The sequence below is a fragment of the Rhodococcus sp. IEGM 1305 genome (assembly GCF_030058635.1).
GTDB classification, from domain to species: domain Bacteria; phylum Actinomycetota; class Actinomycetes; order Mycobacteriales; family Mycobacteriaceae; genus Rhodococcus_F; species Rhodococcus_F opacus_D.
On record NZ_JASHKX010000053.1, the window covers coordinates 24,406 to 42,029 of the forward strand.

The following is a 17,624-nucleotide window of genomic DNA, read 5'->3' on the forward strand; positions in this document are numbered from 1 at the left end:
GCACCGACGGTTTCGGCGAGAGTTCTTGCCGTATCGGCAAGCTAGGCAATCGCAAGACGGGCGCCGGCCGGACGTCGGCGGGCAGGGACCGGTGCGTGGTGTAGGTGCTGTCTCGGCTCCGCCATCAACGAACTCGCACGCCTCTCACGATCGGGGATGAACCCAGGGCGCACAATCGGTGAATGCCTTTTCGGTTCGTACAGGAGACAGTCCGTTTTCTCGCGGTCTCCGATCCCGGCAGGCTGCGGCTCCGTGCCGCAACCGCCACGACGATCACCGTCGTGCTCGCGATGGTGGTGCTACTACCGGGTTCCGACGTGATCGGCCAGCCACTCACCGTCGCGCTTCTCGGGACGGTTGTCGCGATGCAGTCCTCGGCGGCGGTCAAGGACAGGGATCAGCACAGCAGGGTGATCACGACACTGCTGCTCGTGTTCCCGGCAATCGCAGCGGTGTCGATGTCCGCGGCGCTGTCACAGTTCGGGAAGGTCGCCGATGTGGGTTTCATCGCGGTGCTCTTCGCGGCCGTCTGGGTGCGGCGCTACGGCCCGCGAGGGACGGCTCTCGGGATGGTCGCGTTCATCTGCTACTTCTTCGCGCTCTTCCTTCGGGCCGAGCCTGGGCAGATTCCCATCCTCGCCGTGTCCATCGTCGCGGGCGTCGGTATCTCGCTCCTCGTCCGAACAGTGATCCTGCCGGATCGGCCGGGGCTCGAACTCAAACGGTTGGTTCGGGCGCTGCGGGCCGCGTCGATCGACGTGCTGGAGGTGGCGTCGAACAGGGGTGATCGGAATCTCGATCTACTCCGCAAGAAACTCGATCGGCTCGGAAGCACCGCGCTGATGATCGACGACTGGCTCGACCGCAACGATGCAGCTCAGATCCTGAGCGTCACGAATGATGATCTGTCCGTTCGTATCTTCGATGCGCAAATCGCTACCGAACAACTCGTCAGCGCGCTGTGGGCGCTCGACCCGAACAAGTCGTGGCCGAATTCGCTGGGGCAGGCGACCACGGCACTGGGATCGTGCCTGCAGAACAATCCGTCGGACGACCAACTCCGCGCTGCCCGACGCCTCGCCGCCGCGGCCGCAGACAAGTCCGATCCATCGACTCCGGCGGGTATCGCGACCGCCGTCGCGATGCGAGCAGTGCAGGCACACATCGCGATCCATCACATCACCAACAATGCCCTGCGAACAGAATCCGAGCCGAGGAAGAAGCCGGATGAGGACGAAGAAACGGACACCGGATGGAATCCGAGCACCAAAGCTGCGATCCAGGTAGCCGTCGCGACCAGCGCTGCAACGATCCTCGGTGAGCTCATCTCGCCCGACCGCTGGTACTGGGCGGTCCTGACGGCCTTCCTCGTTTTCACCGGAGCATCTACCCGCGGTGAGATTCTCTCGCGCGCAGGCCACCGCGTCGTCGGCACCATCGCGGGAGTTCTTGCAGGAGTATTGCTGTCCGCGTTGGTCGGAAACAACCAGCCATTGCAGCTGCTCCTGCTCGTCGTCTGCGTATTCTTCGCGTTCTACCTCGTGACGGTCGCCTACGCATTGCTCTCCTTCTTCGTCACCGTCATGCTTGCGATGCTCTACGGACTGCTCGGCACATTCAGCATCGAGGTACTCGAACTGCGCATCTACGAAACGGCGGCCGGCGGCATCGTCGGAATAGCGGCGGCGTACTTCATCTTCTCCACCGGAACGAGATCGACGCTGACCTCGAAGATCGACGACTACCTCGATCAGATGACTGCCATCATCGACACCGCTATCGGAGCCGTCGTCCAACCAGGCCACGAGACTGACCTCGTCGCCGACATCCGGAAGCTGGACAACGCGCTGAAGGACCTTGTCACGGCGGGCAAACCCTTGGAAATGGGACCGACGACGCGGACCCGCCGGGGCGCAAAACGGTTGTTGCGGATCATGACGGCCAGCAATCGGTCGTCTCATGCACTCGCCCGAGCAGGGGTAAGCGCCGCCCGCGGCGAACCAGACAGCGAACCGTCGCAGGAGACCACGAAGGCATTGCGCCAAGCATCCGACGTCACCAAGGCAACCATCGCCGACGTCAAACGCGCACTCGCCGGCGAGCACGTAGAGCCTCCAGAGAAACTCACCGAAACCTCGGCACCCGACGTCATGCTGCAGTCGACCACCACGCCGGGGCCGGTTCGCAGTGCCGTCCGCTCGCTCAGCACCCTCAACCGCACGATGGGGGAGGCATTGACGCATGTCTGATGGCTCGTATGTACTCCCGAGCGAAGCACAAAGCGAGCCAGTCGAAGCGGGAAGCCTGCCGAAGTCCCCGGCGCTGACCCGCAACGGTGGGCGGCCTTCGCGAGGAGGCGGGGAGCTCGATTACCCATAACTCGGCCAAATCCTCAGGCGCACATGTGTGGACGAGGTTGACATCACCGACCCGCAGTCGATCGACCGGGCGTTGCGTGTCGCGGTCACCAATCCCGCGGTGCTGGTCGAGTTCGGGTTCTCCGGCAGCCGGTATCGATGAGGGCATTCGTTCACCCAGCGGACGTCAGCACTCCGATGATTGCAATCGCGATCGCCGAGGCGGCGCCACAGATTGTCCAGGCCTGCACAGCGGTCCGGCGCCAGCGGGGATCGCGGATCCGGGTGGTCGGCGCGGGGGCAGCGCCTCCGCCACCGACACGTGACGGTTCGGGTTCACGTACGTGACGGTGCGACATCGCATCCGCAGCGAGCGCTGCGCCGAGAGAGGCGACCACCACGATCAACGTGACGGCGATGACCACAACAGTCCAGGGCATATGTGCACCGTGCCTTTACGATTCCTGGGATGCCGACGGCATGCGTCGACGTTGGTGTGCGTGCGTCATGGCGAAGGCCGGAGCATCACAGCTGCCGCGATGAGGCCGGCGAAGGTCGCGGCGACGATCGCCGCGGTGGCGCACAGTGAGCTGGTGACCATCCAGGCGGGCATGGCGACGGATAGTGCGGCACCGACACCGATGACTGGCTGTGAGAGGCGTTCTGCACCGCCGGGAATGTGCTGCTTCATGGGTAGCGAGGGATGCATTCCAAGCTCCTTTCGCAAAGGGATAGACGCAGGCGGTGGTGATATCGAGTCCGATCGGCAGGGCCGCCTGGGTGGTTTGTCTGTCTCCTCCGGTAACGATTAAGAGTGATTTGGATCACAATTGAGTTGCAGGGCTCGTTTGTACCGCATTCCTGTCGGGAGCGCCACTAGGCAACCGTCCATGTTCGGGAATCCCCGGCAGCGTCCGGTGCGATTCGCGGTAACCCGCCGGGTGCTGTAATCCGCTCGGCGGATCGAACACCGACGTGAATCGCCGACGTTGCGAGACAATGGGACTTAAGACCCTATCCGCAAATGCTTTCGCCGAGCTTACGATGCCGCGTGTGACACTCGGCTCCCTGTCCTTGGCCCTTCTACGTGTGAACTACCGACTGGCGCGGCTTCCGCTGCAACTGTTCGAAGACGTGGCGGTGTCTCGGCTCGACGAACGGGAGCCGGTACGGCTCGCCTACGAGCAGATTCTGATCGACTGCGACCGTGCCGCGGCATACCTGCTCAACGATGGGAACGCGGCCCGGCGTGCGGCTGAGTTGGAGCGGCGGACCGCGTCGGTGCGACTGCTGATTGCCCGGGAACATCACCGCGTGCAGCGTCGTGGTGTGATCTTGCTCGATGAGCAGCGCGAGCGGTTTCATCGACGCCGTCAGCAGGACGCGGGTCTGCCGACATGACGTGAGCCTTGTTCGTCGTTACGGTGGTGCGCGGTCAGCACAATCGATCGGTGAGCCGACGGGCCCAGGTGGGGCGTAGGGAAGTTTCGCGCATCATCAGGGCGCGCCGGCCGCTCTGGCCTTTCACGCCACGTGTGGTGGTAGCTGCCGGGATGGGGGAGGGCTGACTGCTTTGCGGCGGGCGGGCCCGTAGTTCGCTGGCGTAGTGCGCACCACGTCTCAACCCGGTTCAGCCCACCAGCGGCCTGAATTCGTGGAGGTTCAACAGCTGCTGCACATACTGCCCTTCGGCCAGCGCCGTCATGGCGTCGAGCCTGGCCAACTCTCCGGGGCTAGCCGTCGCAATGTCGAGTTGCATCAACTCGGCGACCCACTCCCGGATCTCCTGATGGATCACACCCGATCACCACCTCTGCACTGTGCGTTTGCGTGACTCGGGCCGACGCTGATTCTCGATCTGATCTGGCGTCAGCGCCGGATCTCGAGCCCGACGACGACGCCGGTTTTGCGTGCCTCCGCGATCGCGGCATCGTCCTGTGTGCTCATGCCTTGATTCTCCTCCGAACGTCCAGAGCGCGGGAATCGCCGGTTATCACCACTGAGTTCATTGCCTCTCCGGCGGCCATTTCCAGCCGCGGAGGGCGTAGTACCTCTCGCGGGGCTCGCCGGTCCAACCGTTGATGCCTTTCCGCGGAAGCCACCAGGCGTGGATCAGCAGCACGATCGCGGCCAGGACGGCGAGCAGCACGAAGAACCAGAATCGCCCCGCAGTGGCGGAAACCAGGACCGACAGCCGCACAACACGACGATCTTTCCGATCCGCCGCATTTCGGGGTGTGTTCCTCCCAATGCCCCCACACGATGGTGCCTACGGCGGTGATCCCGCATATCACCGCAATTTCGAACCAATAGGGCCAGCTGCTCATCGTTCACCTTCCCATGGCTCGCGGAGGCCGTCCTGCTTGCGGACCCCGGCGTGACCAATCGTCAGCAGAACAATCGCAGCAACCCGAGAGCTACTGTCCAGTTGAAGGCGTTCACCTTTCTGGGCAGTCAGTGGCGACCTGTTGCTCGTCGCCGATAATCGCAGTAGATCGCCGGATGTGGCTCCGGGTGCCCCGCTCGTCGTCCGGTCAGCGGGCGTAGCGCTGGTCGATCGGAGGCAGGGTGGTGGGGCCGAAGTTGTTCGCGATCGGCATCATCGCCGTGAACCAGGTGCGGGCCGGCTCGGTGCCACCGAAGAGGTTGCCGTCCCCGCACGAGCGCAGTGGGCTGGTGCAGATCTGGCCGGGGGTCGGCGAGTCCCCGAACACATAGACGCTGCCGGCCAGGTTGTTGGTGTACCCGACGAACGCCGACGACATGTGCGATTCGGTGGTCCCGGTCTTGCCGGACATCGGCAGCTTCCACCCGGCGGCCGCGGCCGCGGCCGACGCCGTGCCACCGGGCAGGTCGTCTTTGCTGAGCGCGTTGGACAGGGTGTCGGCCAGGCCGGGATCGATGACCTGCTCGCAGGCTTGCTGGGTGAGGGGTACCGGCCGGCCCTCGCGGTCGACGATGGAGTCGATCGGAGTCGGTGGGCACCATTTGCCGTGCGAGGCCAGGGTCGCGGCGACATTCGACAGTTCGAGCGGATTGATCCACACCGGGCCAAGGGTGAACGACCCCAGATTCTGGTCCTTCTGCATGTCGGCCAGGCTCTGGTCTCCGAACCCGGAGGTGCCCGGTTCGGTGTAGGACCGCATGCCGAGGCGCACCGCCATGTCGACCGTCGCATCCACCCCGGTGGCCTGGAGAAGTTTCACGAACGCGGTGTTCGGGGACTGGGCGAGGGCGTCGGTGACCGCCAATGCCCGCGGATAGGGGGCGGCGTTCTGCACGCAGTAGGTCGCCGCCGGGCATCCGGGGGCGCCGCCGTCGCCCATCCCGCGGGCGTCGAACCGGCCGGGCACGTCGAGGATCGCGTTGAGCCGGAGCCCCTTTTCCATGGCCGCGGCGGTGGTGAAGATCTTGAACACCGATCCGGCGCCGTGCCCGGACAATGAATAGGGCAACTCCTGCACCGTCTCGGCGGCGGCAGCGTCCAGGCCGTAGTTGCGGCTGCCCGCCATCGCCAGGACCCTGTGTTGGTCCTGGCCGGGCTGCACGACGTTCATCACGCTCGCGATGTCGGGGAGCTTCGGGTCGGCGTAGGTGGACACCGCCGACCTCACTGATCCCTGCACGGCCGGATCGAGGGTGGTGCGGATCAGGTAGCCGCCCTTCTCGAGCTGCTCCCGGGACAACCCGGCGGTCTGGAGGTACTGCAACGCGTAGTCGCAGAAGAACCCGCGGTCGCCGGCGGCGATGCATCCTCGGGGCAGATTGTTCGGTTTCGGGAGCACCCCGAGCGGCGTTTCCTTCAGGGCGCGGATCTCGGCTGCCCGGTCCGGAACATTCACGACCAGGGTGTCCAGGACGACATTGCGGCGCTCGAACACCCCCTCCGGGTTGGTGTAGGGGTTGAGTGCGGAGCTGGACTGCACCATGCCCGCGAGCATCGCCGACTGCGCCAGGTTCAGGTCCTTGGCGTCGATGCCGAAGTACGTGCGGGCGGCGTCTTGCACCCCGAAGGAACCGTTGCCGAACGGCACCAGGTTCAGGTACCGGGTGAGAATTTCCTCTTTGGAGAGTTCCTGGTCGAGGGTCATCGCCATCCGGATCTCCCGGATCTTGCGGACCGGCGTGGTCTCGATCGCGGCACGGCGCTCGGCGTCGGTCTTGGCGACCACGTGCAGTAGGTAGTTCTTCACGTACTGCTGATTGATGGTCGAGGCACCCTGCTCGATCTGACCGCTGGTGGTGTTGGTGAAGAACGCCCGCATGGTGCCCTGCCAGTCCACCCCTTGATGTTCGCCGAACCGTCTGTCCTCGATGGAGAGAATCGCCAGTTTCATCTCGTTGGAGATCTGGTCGCTGGGGACCTCGAATCGGCGCTGGTCGTACAGCCAGGCGATCGGGTTCCCGGTGATGTCGGTCATGGTCGTCACCGCCGGCACCACCCCGTCGGCCAGTTCGGCCGAGGAATTACCGACGCTGTCGGCGGCACGGTTGGACGCGTACCCGAGCCCGGCGGCGATCGGGAACATCACCCCGGCCAGCATTATCCCCGCGGCCACGGTGGCGCCGGTGAGTTTGAGAACAATCTTGGAATGCACTTCGGCACCTCATTCCGACGGTGCACCGGCAACGAATCTACCGATGCTGAAACGACTATCGGGTCACGCGGCACGTCCGGTGAGGGATGTGGCGCCCAAGCCCGTGGCGGTCACGAGAGGGGAGTGGCGTCAGATCTGCTGGGACGGCAGCCGGTGCCTGCCTGTCACACCCGGAGCACACAGGTGCTGTTCCGCGCGGGCATGGGTGACACGGCCGAGGTCGGTGACGGTGCCCGGGCGCGGACCGGCAGCGATACCGGCCAGTTGACGGCGCCGCGCTCCGGGGCGCGGCGCGGCGCGAGCGCGTCGGCTCCGACGTCAGCTGGGAGCGTCTCCTGCGCATCGTCCACCGCGTTGGTGTGGCCGAACTGCAGGGCCATGCGCTCGACGGCGATCACCCCGAGCACGGTGAGCAGCGCCGTGCGCCGCCGCGAGGATTGCCGACCGCCACACACAGGGCTCAAGGTAACACCGATAGCGTGTTTCCTGCCCTGTTCCGGGGAGAGACCATCAAAGGCGCTGAACCGGTGGGCGATCCGCCGCCCGTCGGCCACAGCCAAAGCGAGGGGGAGACCCCTGGCAGAAGATGACGGACCGCGCGGAGTCCGGATCTGGAACCCCGTTGCGTCGATACAAGATGACGAATCATCACTTCCAGATCGGTCAGAAATCGAGAAGCGCCGGCCCCGAGCCGCGCATAACGTGGTCGTCATCGCCGAACGAGCGGCCGCCGCATAACGAAGGAGACGAACATGAGCCCCACAATCCGCAGCCTGGTGATCCCCGTATCCGACCTGGACGCCGCCAAGGCGGTCTATTCCGCGCTGCTCGGCGCACCTCACACCGACGAGGCCTACTACGTCGGATACAACGTGGACGGCTTCGAGGTCGCGCTGAATCCAGGTGACGGGGCCGCCGGACCGGTTGCGTTCGCCGACGTCGAGGATCTCGACGCGACCCGCGACACGCTGCTTGCCGCCGGCGCAACCGAGCGCGACGCTCCACGTCAGGTTGCACCCGAGACACGGATTTGCGTGCTTGCCGACGCTGACGGCAACCCGATCGGGCTGCGCGGCCGATAGACGTCGGCGTGGCCGGGCCCTCCCACGTGAATCGCGCGGGAGGGTGGGGCGAATCAGCGCACTCGTCCAGGACGGCTACGCGTAACCTCGGCCCGGTAGCCGGACACTCGGACTGCTTGTGTTCCTTGCCATTCGACGGCGAGCGGACTATCTCCTACGCACCTCGGCGACGCGGCGGAGCAGTTGGGCGGATCCTGGCCATCGCCTGCGCGTGACTGTGACCCCGGAAACCGCCTGCGGTGACTGTGGCCCGGAAACCGATTCGATGACCCGTGCAGACGTCGCACCGACACATCACTACCGATCATGACGAAATCCACCAGGCGAACACAGCAAAGGTTGAGCGTTCCACGCTCAATTCTTCGCCTTGACCTCGGTTTGGACCGGGGGGAAAATTGAGTCGATAACACTCAATTTCGGTGGGTGTGACGACGAGCAGATCGACCGAAGGATCACGCCACCCGGTGTGCTGCTGGAGGCGGTCATGGCTCGCGCGGTGGGAATCGATTTGGGGACCACGAACTCGGTGGTGTGCGTGCTGGAGGGTGGCGACCCGGTGGTGGTCGCCAACTCGGAGGGGGCGCGCACGACACCGTCGGTGGTGGCGTTCGCGAAGAACGGTGAGGTGCTGGTCGGCCAGCCCGCGAAGAACCAGGCCGTCACCAACGTCGATCGCACCATCCGCTCCGTCAAGCGCCACATCGGCACCGACTGGCATGTGGAGATCGACGGCAAGAAGTACAACGCTCAGGAGATCAGTGCCCGCACGCTCATGAAGCTGAAGCGCGACGCCGAGGCGTACCTGGGTGAGGACATCACGGACGCCGTGATCACCGTCCCCGCGTACTTCGAGGACGCCCAGCGTCAGGCCACGAAGGAAGCCGGCCAGATCGCCGGTCTCAACGTCCTGCGCATCGTCAACGAGCCCACCGCGGCCGCGCTGGCCTACGGCCTGGACAAGGGCGAAAAGGAACAGACCATCCTGGTCTTCGACCTCGGTGGCGGCACGTTCGACGTCTCGCTGCTCGAAATCGGCGAGGGCGTCGTCGAGGTCCGGGCCACGTCCGGTGACAACCACCTCGGTGGTGACGACTGGGACGACCGGATCGTGAAGTGGCTGGCCGAGAAGTTCAAGGCTCAGAACGGCATCGATCTGACCAAGGACAAGATGGCGCTGCAGCGTCTCCGCGAGGCTGCCGAGAAGGCCAAGATCGAACTGTCCTCCTCGCAGAGCACGTCGATCAACCTGCCCTACATCACCGTCGACGCGGACAAGAACCCGCTGTTCCTCGACGAGCAGTTGTCCCGCAGCGAGTTCGAGAAGATCACGTCCGATCTCCTCGACCGCACCCGCGCCCCGTTCCAATCGGTGATCAAGGACGCGAAGATTTCCGTCAAAGACATCGACCAAGTCGTGCTCGTCGGTGGTTCCACCCGTATGCCGGCCGTGACGAATCTGGTTCGCGAGCTGACCGGCGGGAAGGAACCGAACAAGGGTGTCAATCCGGACGAGGTCGTCGCCGTCGGCGCCGCCCTGCAGGCCGGTGTTCTCAAGGGTGAGGTCAAGGACGTGCTGCTCCTCGACGTCACCCCGCTGTCCCTCGGTATCGAGACCAAGGGTGGCGTGATGACCAAGCTCATCGAGCGCAACACCACCATCCCGACCAAGCGTTCCGAGACCTTCACCACGGCTGACGACAATCAGCCGTCGGTGCAGATCCAGGTGTTCCAGGGTGAGCGCGAAATCGCCTCGCACAACAAGCTGCTCGGCTCGTTCGAGCTGGCGGGGATTCCGCCGGCACCGCGGGGGGTGCCGCAGATCGAGGTCACCTTCGACATCGACGCCAACGGCATCGTGCACGTGACCGCCAAGGACAAGGGCACGGGCAAGGAGAACACGATCAAGATCCAGGAGGGTTCCGGACTGTCCAAGGAAGAGATCGACCGGATGATCAAGGACGCCGAGGCTCACGCTGCCGAGGACGCCCAACGCAGGGAGGAAGCGGAGGTCCGCAACCAGGCCGAGTCGCTGGTGTACCAGACCGAGAAGTTCATCAAGGACAACGAGGACAAGGTGCCCGCCGACGTCAAGGAGAAGGTCGAGTCGTCGATCACGAATGCCCAGGAGAAGTTGAAGGGCAGCGACGTCGCGGCGATCAAAGAGGCCATCGAGAAACTGTCCACCGACTCGCAAGCCTTGGGCCAGGCGATCTACGACGCGCAGGCGAAGGACTCGGCCGCCACCGGCGGTGGGAACGGTTCCCGGGGTGGGGACGAGGAGGTCTTCGACGCTGAGGTGGTGGACGAACCCGGACGGGAGGACAACCGATGAGCAGCAGCGAGCGCCGCAACGGCAACAAGCCGCCGCGGGAACCGATCTCGATCACCGACAAACGCCGCGTCGATCCGGACACCGGCCGGGTGCGCGAGCACACTCCGAGCCAGCCCGTCACCCCGACCCCACAACGGGAACCCCCGCCGACCACGTCCGACGCGGAGATGCACCCCGGTGACCGGGCCGATCGGGCGGCGCGCGAACACCCTGATCGAGTGGCGGAGTTGACCGCCGATCTGCAGCGGGTGCAGGCCGAGTACACCAACTACCGGCGCCGGATCGAACGCGACCGACACGCGGCAGTCGAGGCCGCGACGGCGTCGGTGGCGGCGAAGTTTCTCGGGATCCTCGACGACCTCGATCGAGCCCGCGAGCACGGCGACCTCGAAACCGAACCCCTGCGTGCGATCGCGGCCAAGCTCGATGCCATCCTGACCGGCCTGGGAGTGGCCGCATTCGGTGAAGAGGGCGACCGCTTCGATCCCACCTTGCACGAAGCGGTCCAGCACGAAGGTGCCGGGGGCGATCCCGTCGTGGGCAGGGTGCTGCGACGCGGCTACACCTTCGGTGACCGCAAGGTGCTGCGGACCGCGACGGTCGCCGTGGTCGAGGGGCCCGCTTCGCCGGGGAACGGCACGGGCACCGCCCCGGTCGACGGTGCCTGAGACACCGCACACCAGCCTGACAACGCCGATCTCGGAGCGCACGGCGCTCTCGTCGCAGCCAGGAGAGGAAAGGAGGATGCCAAGTGTCGCAGCAGGAATGGCTCGACCGCGACTTCTACGCCGCTCTGGGTGTCCCTTCGACGGCGTCGGCCGGGGAGATCAAGAAGGCGTACCGCACATTGGCTCGGGAGCTGCATCCGGACGCAAACCCGCACAACACCGAGGTGGGGGATCGGTTCAAGGCGGTCAGTGAGGCGTACGCGGTGCTCTCGGACCCCGCCACACGCAAGGATTACGACCGCGTGCGCCGGCTGCTCCGATCCGGAGCGTCCACCGGGACGGGTTTTCCTCCACGCGCCGGGTCGGCGGTCCGGGCATTTGAGCAAGTTCAGCCAAGACATGTTCCCCGCCATGCGCATTGGGGATGACGAGGTCATGCTGCGGCCCGCGAACTGTCCTCACCACGCCTTGATCTACGCCTCCGACAGACGCTCATATCGTGAGCTGCCGCTTCGATTCAACGAACTCGCCTCCATGTTCCGAGCCGAGCGTTCCGGAGTTCTGTCCGGCTTGAATCGCGTCCGACAGATCAACCTCGACGACACGCACGTCTTCTGCCGCCCGGACCAAGTGCTGCATGAAGCCGAGCTGGGGTTGCGAGCTGCGCTGCGCGCACAGGAGATCTTGGGGCTACCCGTCGATTACGTCCGGCTCTCGATGCGTGACAATTCGGCCGCGTGGCTCGGAACCGAAGCGCAATGGGAGCACGCTCAGGAGCAACTTCGTGCTGCCGGATCGTCCGTCCTCGACGAGCATGGGCCGAACCTGGTCGAAGCCCCAGGTGAGGCCGCTTTCTATGGTCCCAAGCTCGATCTCCAAGTCAACGACGGACGTGGCCACGAGGAAACCATCGCCACCGTGCAGCTCGACTTCAACCAGCCGGAGCGATTCGACCTGACCTATGTCGGCGCCGACGGTGGAGACCATCGACCGGTGATGATCCATCGAGGGACTGTCGGGTCGATGGAGCGAGTGACCGCAGCGCTCCTCGAACGCTACTCGGGACGCCTTCCGTTCTGGTTGGCTCCAGTCCAGGTCACAGTTCTGCCGGTCACTGCCGAGCAGGATGCTGTGGCGCGCGCGTTCGCGGATGTAGTACGGCAGCGGGGGCTGCGCAGCCGAGTCGACCATGACGGGTCACTGGGAGCGCGTGTTCGGAAAGCCCGGAAAACCAGAGACCATCTGATCGCAGTCATCGGGCACACGGAAATCGCGCAGAAGAGTGTGCAGATCACGGACGTCGCCAGTGGTGTTCGAACCCGAATCAGTCAGGAGCAACTTCTCGGGTTGATGGACGACGCGTACCGCCACCGCAGGGCAACCCTCGATTGGGCCCTCTGCGAGCGAGTCTCATGTGGATGAAGTGGCTTGGTGCATTGTGTGACGCGTGGGAGATGAGGTGCCTCTGGGTGGTGCCGGATGCGTTGTGGGAGACCAGGTGGCTACCGCGGGCGTGGCTGCGTGAACAGGGCGTCACCCCGCGGATCGCGTGCCGCGGAGTCGAGAGGAACGACCGACTGTCTGCCGGGAGCGCTCGTGGCTAGGTCGGATTCGGTCTGTTTCGGGTGACTGAGCGCTGATGGACCCGGTTTCCAGCCTGCCGACGAGGTGTGGGCCTAGGGTGGACTCGGGTGTGGAATCGATGAGTGTCGGCGCGAACCGGCGCCGCTCAGCTGGTTCTGCGAGTCCGAGAGGCACGCGATGACGGATTCGAGCGCGAATACCGTGAGGGTCTCGTTGCGGACGCTGCTGTGGCTGGCTATCGGCATCCTGGTGACGCTGTTCGCGGTGTCTGCAGCCTTCGCGGTGTACGGGAGATTGGCGGTCCGAGCCGCCGTAGACGACCTGTCCGAGCAGCTGCTGCCCGCGCAGCGGGCGGTGGCCGAGCTGACCACGTCGTATGTGAACCAGGAAACGGGACAACGCGGCTACGCCCTGACAGGTGAACCGCAATTCCTCGAACCCTACGATGCGGGCCGGCGTGACGCGGCTGCACTGCACACCCGCCTGGACACGCTGCTCGCCGAGGATGCGGCCGCGCAGGAAGCGCTGCAGACGACGGTCGAGGCGGCCGAGACGTGGCGGATACGGGCAGCGGAGCCGGAGATCTCCGCTCGCCGCGACTCCGCGAGCGAACCGGATCGGATCCAGGCGACGACCGGGACGGGCAAGGAGTTGTTCGACGACCTGCGCGCACGGATCGCGGCATTGAGTGCCCGCACCGACATCCTGGTCACCGAGCAGGTCGAACGAGTCCACTCGGCGCAGGCCCTGGCGAACATCACGACCGTCGTCGCGTGCGTTCTCGCCGTGGTCATGGTCGTGACCGCGGTGTATTTGACGCGGCGGCTGCTGACACGGCCGATCGATCATCTCCTCGCCGACATCAGCGCGGTGGCCGGCGGCGACTACGTGCGGGAGATCGACACCGACGGGCCCCGGGAGGTGGCGATCATCGCGGGCACGGTCGACACGATGCGGACCAGCCTGTTGACCAAGAACGAACAACTCATGGCGGCGGAGCGGGCCAGCGCACGTGATGACGAACAGAGCCGGATGGCGGCGGATCTCCACGATGTGATCCTCCAACGCGTGTTCGGTCTGGGCCTCGCACTGACCTCCCTGGGCTTCCGGCAACCACGCTTGTCTGCCGAACTCGACCCACTGATCGACGAGACCGACAGCATCGTGCGTGGGTTACGTGCCGTCATATTCGATCTCACCCAGTCCACCGCGGCCGTGCGGTCCGGGGACGTGGGCAGCCTGAGTGCCGCGGTGAGTGAGATCGTCGAAAACAGCGCCGCAGCGCTCGGTTTCACCCCCGACTTCTGTGTGGAGGGACCGGTCGACCGGTATTCCGGTGGGGAGGCCGGGCCGGAACTGCAGGCGGCCCTGCGCGAGGTCCTGAGCAACGTGGCCCGCCACGCACAGGCGAGCGTATGCAGCGTCCGGGTCACCGCCGACGAGGATGGCCTCGTCTTGACCGTGAGCGACAACGGCACCGGAATCGCGGCGGGTGCTGCGCACGGACACGGACTGACGAACATTCGGAGTCGCGCCGAGCGGCTCGGCGGGCACACGGCCTTTCGCGACCTGGGGCCGGGGACGGTGATCGAGTGGGAGGTCCCCGCAACGAAGGCGTCTCCACAAGGGCTTATCGACCGCGGGACCGGTGACCTGTGACTCCGCTGCCGCATCGGCGTGGCACGACAGTTCCGACACGGCAGTCGCTGCAGCAGCGTGCCGTGCGCGAATGGTCTTCGTGCAGGCCGGGTCGCGTACGGACCGGGTGGTGCATATGCTCAACCTAGAGTAATCGGCGCCGCCGCAGACGCGTTCCGACCACAGCGATTTCGGGACGCAATGGTGCACTCTTGTCCGAACAGCTCTGAGCGACGTCGCCTCAGAGCAGAACTGCGGCGATCTCGTCGGCGGTGACGCGGGCGAGTTCCACGAAGAATGGAATGCGCGCGTCGATCATGAGTTCGGTGGGCCCGCGCAGGATAGATAGATGCGGTGCTGGCGGTACGAGATCTGACCGTAGGCAGCCAGCGCTGCCGAGCCGGTAGCGGTTAGACGTCTTGTCCTTGTCGAGAAAGCCGCCCTGATCGAGGATGTCACCAAGGCAACGCAAGGCAGAGTGTGGAGCCTGCTCTCCCCGGACAGCAAATACTTCGATTCCCGACACGACGACACCTACCCCGCCGACATCGACGAGGCCGGCTCCCTGCTGGACGCTGCCGGCTGGACCGCGCCGATGCCGGCGGGTCCCGCCTGAAGATCAAGCTCCTGGCCACGATTCCCACCTACCCGCTCGACGACGTTCTCGAGGCGTGGCAGGCGGAGATCCGCCAGAACCTCGGAGCCGAGGTGGAACTCGAATACGTCGAGAACGCACTGGTGTACAACCTGCTCGCCAGTAACGACTACGAGGCGTTCCCTCGGCAGATCGGCGGACTCGATCTGTCCCTGCAACTCAACCGTGCCTTCGGCTCCACCACACCGGACCTGAAGTACGGCCAGATCGACGGCATCACCATCGGATCGATCGTCGCCGGGTCCAAGCTCGCCGACCCGCAGGTCGACCAGTGGCTGGTCCAGGCCACCAAAGCGACCGACGAGGCCACACGACGGGGTCTGTTCGACCAGGTGACACGCTTCATCCTCGACAACGCCGTCGCGTTGCCACTGTTCACGGACCGCAACAGCGTGGCCGCGACATCCAGCGTCCACAACGTCACCACGCTCTTCGATCCTCCCCGCAACGTCGTCAGCGCCTCGGCGTACGACATCGCAGTCAACTGACGACGGCACGATCACTGATCGTGATGGACCGGGACCGGTAGTTGCAGTCGACGGGCGTCACGCTTCGGAGCTCGGTGGTCATGGGAGTGTCGGTGGTCAGGTTTGCCGGTGCACCGACACCGTTTCGGGCACAATGGCGGTCGTACCGCACCGACACACTGGGGAGGGAACGATGTGGGAGTTGCCAATTGAGGGTGGCATACCCTGGCTGGTCTGGCTCTTGGACCTGGTGATCAACGGATCCTGATGGCGCTATATACCGCGGCCGACCTGCCGGCGAAGGACACGAGAGACCGACCGCGACCGACCTCGAGGTAGAAGTCGGAGTTGCCGACGGAGAACTCGTGCTGGCGTCCGACAGAGGAAAAGGGAGCGCCGAAATCGCTGAGGAAGTGGGCGAGCCGACCGATGAGGGCATCGTCGAGGGTCGCGTTCGCTGTAGGCGGGTCGAGGGCAGCAGGGTGCTGCGCAATTGGGTCGGGGTGTTCGCTGGCGAGGGTGCGCATGTAGACGAGGCTGCGTTGGGGCAGTAGTCGCATGCTGGAGAATTCGGTGAGGAGGTCGTCGGCGAGCCGGGCAAAGACACCAACGCACGCTCAGTCAGTGGCCGCGTCGCCGGACTGAACGTGCTCAGACTGCGACGGCGGTGCCGCAGATGCCACATTCCTCTAACTGCCGCCGCTTCCAGCGTGCGACCGGAACGAAGAACAACGTGAACTGCTTGAATTCCCGCATCCGTGCCCACTGTGTGGTGTTGTGGCAGCGTGGGCACGTTCGGCTCTGCCCCGGGCCACGGTGTTGCCGCTTGGTGCCGTAACCGAATATAAAGAACACCATGCCAGCATAGAGCGATCCCTAATAGACGGTCATCGGTCGGCAATACCCGATCGCGTTCGTGCGGCACGGCCACCGCGCCAGGAATGCGCAGTCAAGAGAACGCGCAGGGCCGCCAGTAGCCAGGTTCGGTTCCCATTTCGGCGTCCGGTCGTGAGAGAAAAGAGTTGTCGACCCTGAGGGATGCGGTTGTCGCTTTAGCCAGAGTGCCATGCGAACGACACTCGCATGGAGTGGTTGTCGTGCAACACCTCGAAGTTGTTTTGCATCAACTAAATAGAATAGGCACCACTGATGATTGGGAACGTCACGTCGATGCCTAGCGGCAGGTCAGGCAAGTTGCCCATCTTAGAAATACCCGTAGCCGGTCATCCAGCCGGTGAGAATCCACACCACATGACTGAACATTTCGCCCATTTCCCTGGTCGGGAACCATGAGTACCACACAGGGTCGGGACTCGGCGGTGATGCGCTTGCTGTACCAGCGATTAGGAACATCAACAGAGTTGTAACGCCGACTACTGTTGTGGCACGTGCCATCCTCATTTGGAACTCCTGGTCCTCCCGACCATGTACCGCGTATCGCTCAGTGGGTGTTCTGCGTTACGGCTGCGTGCCTACTGGTTCAATTTGTCTTTGCAGTTGGGCAATGGCCCCTCTGCTCCCGCCCTTTCCACACCTCCGTAACGAATGACGACGGCCCGACGACGCCATCATTGACCCCGCGGCACGTCGCCAGTCGTGTCCGAGCGAACCGAATGGGTCCCCACAGGAGGTAGCTACGATGCAACGCCGTACCTCGAACGTCCTACCCAGACGCAGAAGTTCGATCGCTGTTGTTCTGGTCGGACTGGGTGTCCTGTTCCTGGGTGTCGCACCGGTCGCGACCGCGGCACCCACGGACACCGTCCTACCGGTCCCGGTCATCGGGATCACCAACTTGCCCACCGGTTTTCTCAGCCCCGTCTACTCACAGGTGACGGTGCGTACGGACCCGGAGGCACCGGGTATCACCGAATTTGCCGAATACTGCGTCTGCACCGTGCATTGGCGCAATCTGACGACCGGGGCAGCCGGTGCGGTGAGCCCGTCGCGGTTCACGGGCCCCGTGCTCACGGGGTCGGGAACGGTGGTCGCCGTCCTGACCGTCAACGGCCTGTCCGACCGTGTGGGTGTCCTCACCGCACTGCCCGGCGCGGGTACCTGGAATGTTCCCTGAGGAGGGGTTCACGCAGACCGACCATCCGGCCCGGTGATCAGGAATCACCCGACGGCGGGATAGTCGGTCTCGTGCCGTCGCGATGCAGGCGGGCGGTGTCCGCCGGTTGCGGGCCCCTGTTGCCTCATGTCAAGATGCCCGCGAAGTCTGATTCGTTGACTCATCCAGA

The 17,624-nt window shown here is 64.8% G+C and carries 18 protein-coding genes and 1 pseudogene; 10 read left to right on the forward strand and 9 right to left on the reverse strand.

All coding sequences use genetic code 11. The features are described from left to right. Nucleotides 1–182 precede the first annotated feature (182 nt). Nucleotides 183–2,249 carry an FUSC family protein gene (locus QM693_RS35170; protein ID WP_283354618.1) on the forward strand — a complete coding sequence of 689 codons (2,067 nt, stop codon included), beginning with the start codon at nt 183–185 and terminating at the stop codon, nt 2,247–2,249. Between the two features lie 281 nt (nt 2,250–2,530). Here QM693_RS35170 and QM693_RS35175 read toward each other — a convergent pair whose 3' ends face one another. Both QM693_RS35175 and QM693_RS35180 read right to left on the reverse strand, forming a co-directional pair. Next, nucleotides 2,531–2,797: a hypothetical protein gene (locus QM693_RS35175; protein WP_280782295.1), complete on the reverse strand. Its 267-nt coding sequence runs from the start codon at nt 2,795–2,797 to the stop codon at nt 2,531–2,533. 65 nt (nt 2,798–2,862) lie between these two features. Further along, the gene (locus QM693_RS35180; protein ID WP_283354619.1) at nt 2,863–3,066 is read right to left on the reverse strand and encodes a hypothetical protein; all 204 of its coding nucleotides are present in this window, start codon (nt 3,064–3,066) and stop codon (nt 2,863–2,865) included. 344 nt (nt 3,067–3,410) lie between these two features. On the opposite strand from QM693_RS35180, the gene QM693_RS35185 reads away from it, so the two are divergent. After that, nucleotides 3,411–3,758 (forward strand): hypothetical protein, encoded by a 348-nt coding sequence (locus QM693_RS35185; protein ID WP_283331721.1) that lies wholly within the window; start codon nt 3,411–3,413, stop codon nt 3,756–3,758. Between the two features lie 229 nt (nt 3,759–3,987). On the opposite strand, the gene QM693_RS35190 is transcribed toward QM693_RS35185, so the two are convergent. The 4 genes from QM693_RS35190 to QM693_RS35205 form a co-directional block, all read right to left on the reverse strand. Next, entirely contained in the window at nt 3,988–4,155 is a 168-nt protein-coding gene (locus QM693_RS35190; protein ID WP_198602278.1) for a hypothetical protein, read from the reverse strand. 207 nt (nt 4,156–4,362) lie between these two features. Continuing rightward, nucleotides 4,363–4,557, reverse strand: coding sequence for a hypothetical protein (locus QM693_RS35195; protein ID WP_283354620.1), 195 nt, complete (start codon nt 4,555–4,557; stop codon nt 4,363–4,365). A 334-nt stretch (nt 4,558–4,891) separates the two neighbouring features. Further along, nucleotides 4,892–6,955: a transglycosylase domain-containing protein gene (locus tag QM693_RS35200; protein ID WP_280782291.1), complete on the reverse strand. Its 2,064-nt coding sequence runs from the start codon at nt 6,953–6,955 to the stop codon at nt 4,892–4,894. A 164-nt stretch (nt 6,956–7,119) separates the two neighbouring features. Then, a complete protein-coding gene (locus QM693_RS35205) occupies nt 7,120–7,410 on the reverse strand; it encodes a hypothetical protein (RefSeq protein WP_283331719.1) in 291 nt (96 codons plus the stop codon). 297 nt (nt 7,411–7,707) lie between these two features. On the opposite strand from QM693_RS35205, the gene QM693_RS35210 reads away from it, so the two are divergent. From QM693_RS35210 to QM693_RS35235, 6 genes and pseudogenes are all read left to right on the forward strand, one after another. Beyond that, entirely contained in the window at nt 7,708–8,037 is a 330-nt protein-coding gene (locus QM693_RS35210; RefSeq protein ID WP_280782289.1) for a VOC family protein, read from the forward strand. Nucleotides 8,038–8,521: 484 nt separating this feature from the next. Further along, nucleotides 8,522–10,369: a molecular chaperone DnaK gene (gene dnaK / locus QM693_RS35215; protein ID WP_283354621.1), complete on the forward strand. Its 1,848-nt coding sequence runs from the start codon at nt 8,522–8,524 to the stop codon at nt 10,367–10,369. Next, entirely contained in the window at nt 10,366–11,037 is a 672-nt protein-coding gene (grpE, locus tag QM693_RS35220) for a nucleotide exchange factor GrpE (protein ID WP_283331715.1), read from the forward strand. Before dnaK ends, grpE begins: the two co-directional genes overlap by 4 nt. An 83-nt stretch (nt 11,038–11,120) precedes the next feature. Further along, a pseudogene (locus QM693_RS35225) lies at nt 11,121–11,402 on the forward strand (DnaJ domain-containing protein); the annotation flags it as partial. Nucleotides 11,403–11,415: 13 nt separating this feature from the next. Beyond that, complete coding sequence (locus QM693_RS35230) at nt 11,416–12,459, forward strand: aminoacyl--tRNA ligase-related protein (RefSeq protein ID WP_283354622.1); 1,044 nt, start codon at nt 11,416–11,418, stop codon at nt 12,457–12,459. A 339-nt stretch (nt 12,460–12,798) separates the two neighbouring features. Next, the gene (locus QM693_RS35235) at nt 12,799–14,280 is read left to right on the forward strand and encodes a sensor histidine kinase (RefSeq protein ID WP_283331711.1); all 1,482 of its coding nucleotides are present in this window, start codon (nt 12,799–12,801) and stop codon (nt 14,278–14,280) included. A gap of 220 nt (nt 14,281–14,500) precedes the next feature. Here QM693_RS35235 and QM693_RS35240 read toward each other — a convergent pair whose 3' ends face one another. Next, nucleotides 14,501–14,785 carry a hypothetical protein gene (locus QM693_RS35240; RefSeq protein ID WP_283331707.1) on the reverse strand — a complete coding sequence of 95 codons (285 nt, stop codon included), beginning with the start codon at nt 14,783–14,785 and terminating at the stop codon, nt 14,501–14,503. A 182-nt stretch (nt 14,786–14,967) separates the two neighbouring features. Here QM693_RS35240 and QM693_RS35245 point away from each other — a divergent pair, with 182 nt between their 5' ends. Beyond that, nucleotides 14,968–15,402, forward strand: a complete 435-nt coding sequence (locus QM693_RS35245) for a periplasmic substrate-binding domain-containing protein (RefSeq protein WP_283331706.1) — start codon at nt 14,968–14,970, stop codon at nt 15,400–15,402. A gap of 233 nt (nt 15,403–15,635) precedes the next feature. Here the strand turns inward: QM693_RS35245 and QM693_RS35250 are convergent, their stop codons facing one another. Continuing rightward, complete coding sequence (locus tag QM693_RS35250) at nt 15,636–15,941, reverse strand: hypothetical protein (protein WP_283331704.1); 306 nt, start codon at nt 15,939–15,941, stop codon at nt 15,636–15,638. A 91-nt stretch (nt 15,942–16,032) separates the two neighbouring features. Continuing rightward, nucleotides 16,033–16,239, reverse strand: a complete 207-nt coding sequence (locus QM693_RS35255; protein ID WP_283331702.1) for a zinc-ribbon domain-containing protein — start codon at nt 16,237–16,239, stop codon at nt 16,033–16,035. A gap of 781 nt (nt 16,240–17,020) precedes the next feature. Here QM693_RS35255 and QM693_RS35260 point away from each other — a divergent pair. Then, a complete protein-coding gene (locus QM693_RS35260) occupies nt 17,021–17,455 on the forward strand; it encodes a hypothetical protein (protein ID WP_283331700.1) in 435 nt (144 codons plus the stop codon). The last annotated feature ends 169 nt before the right edge of the window (nt 17,456–17,624 follow it).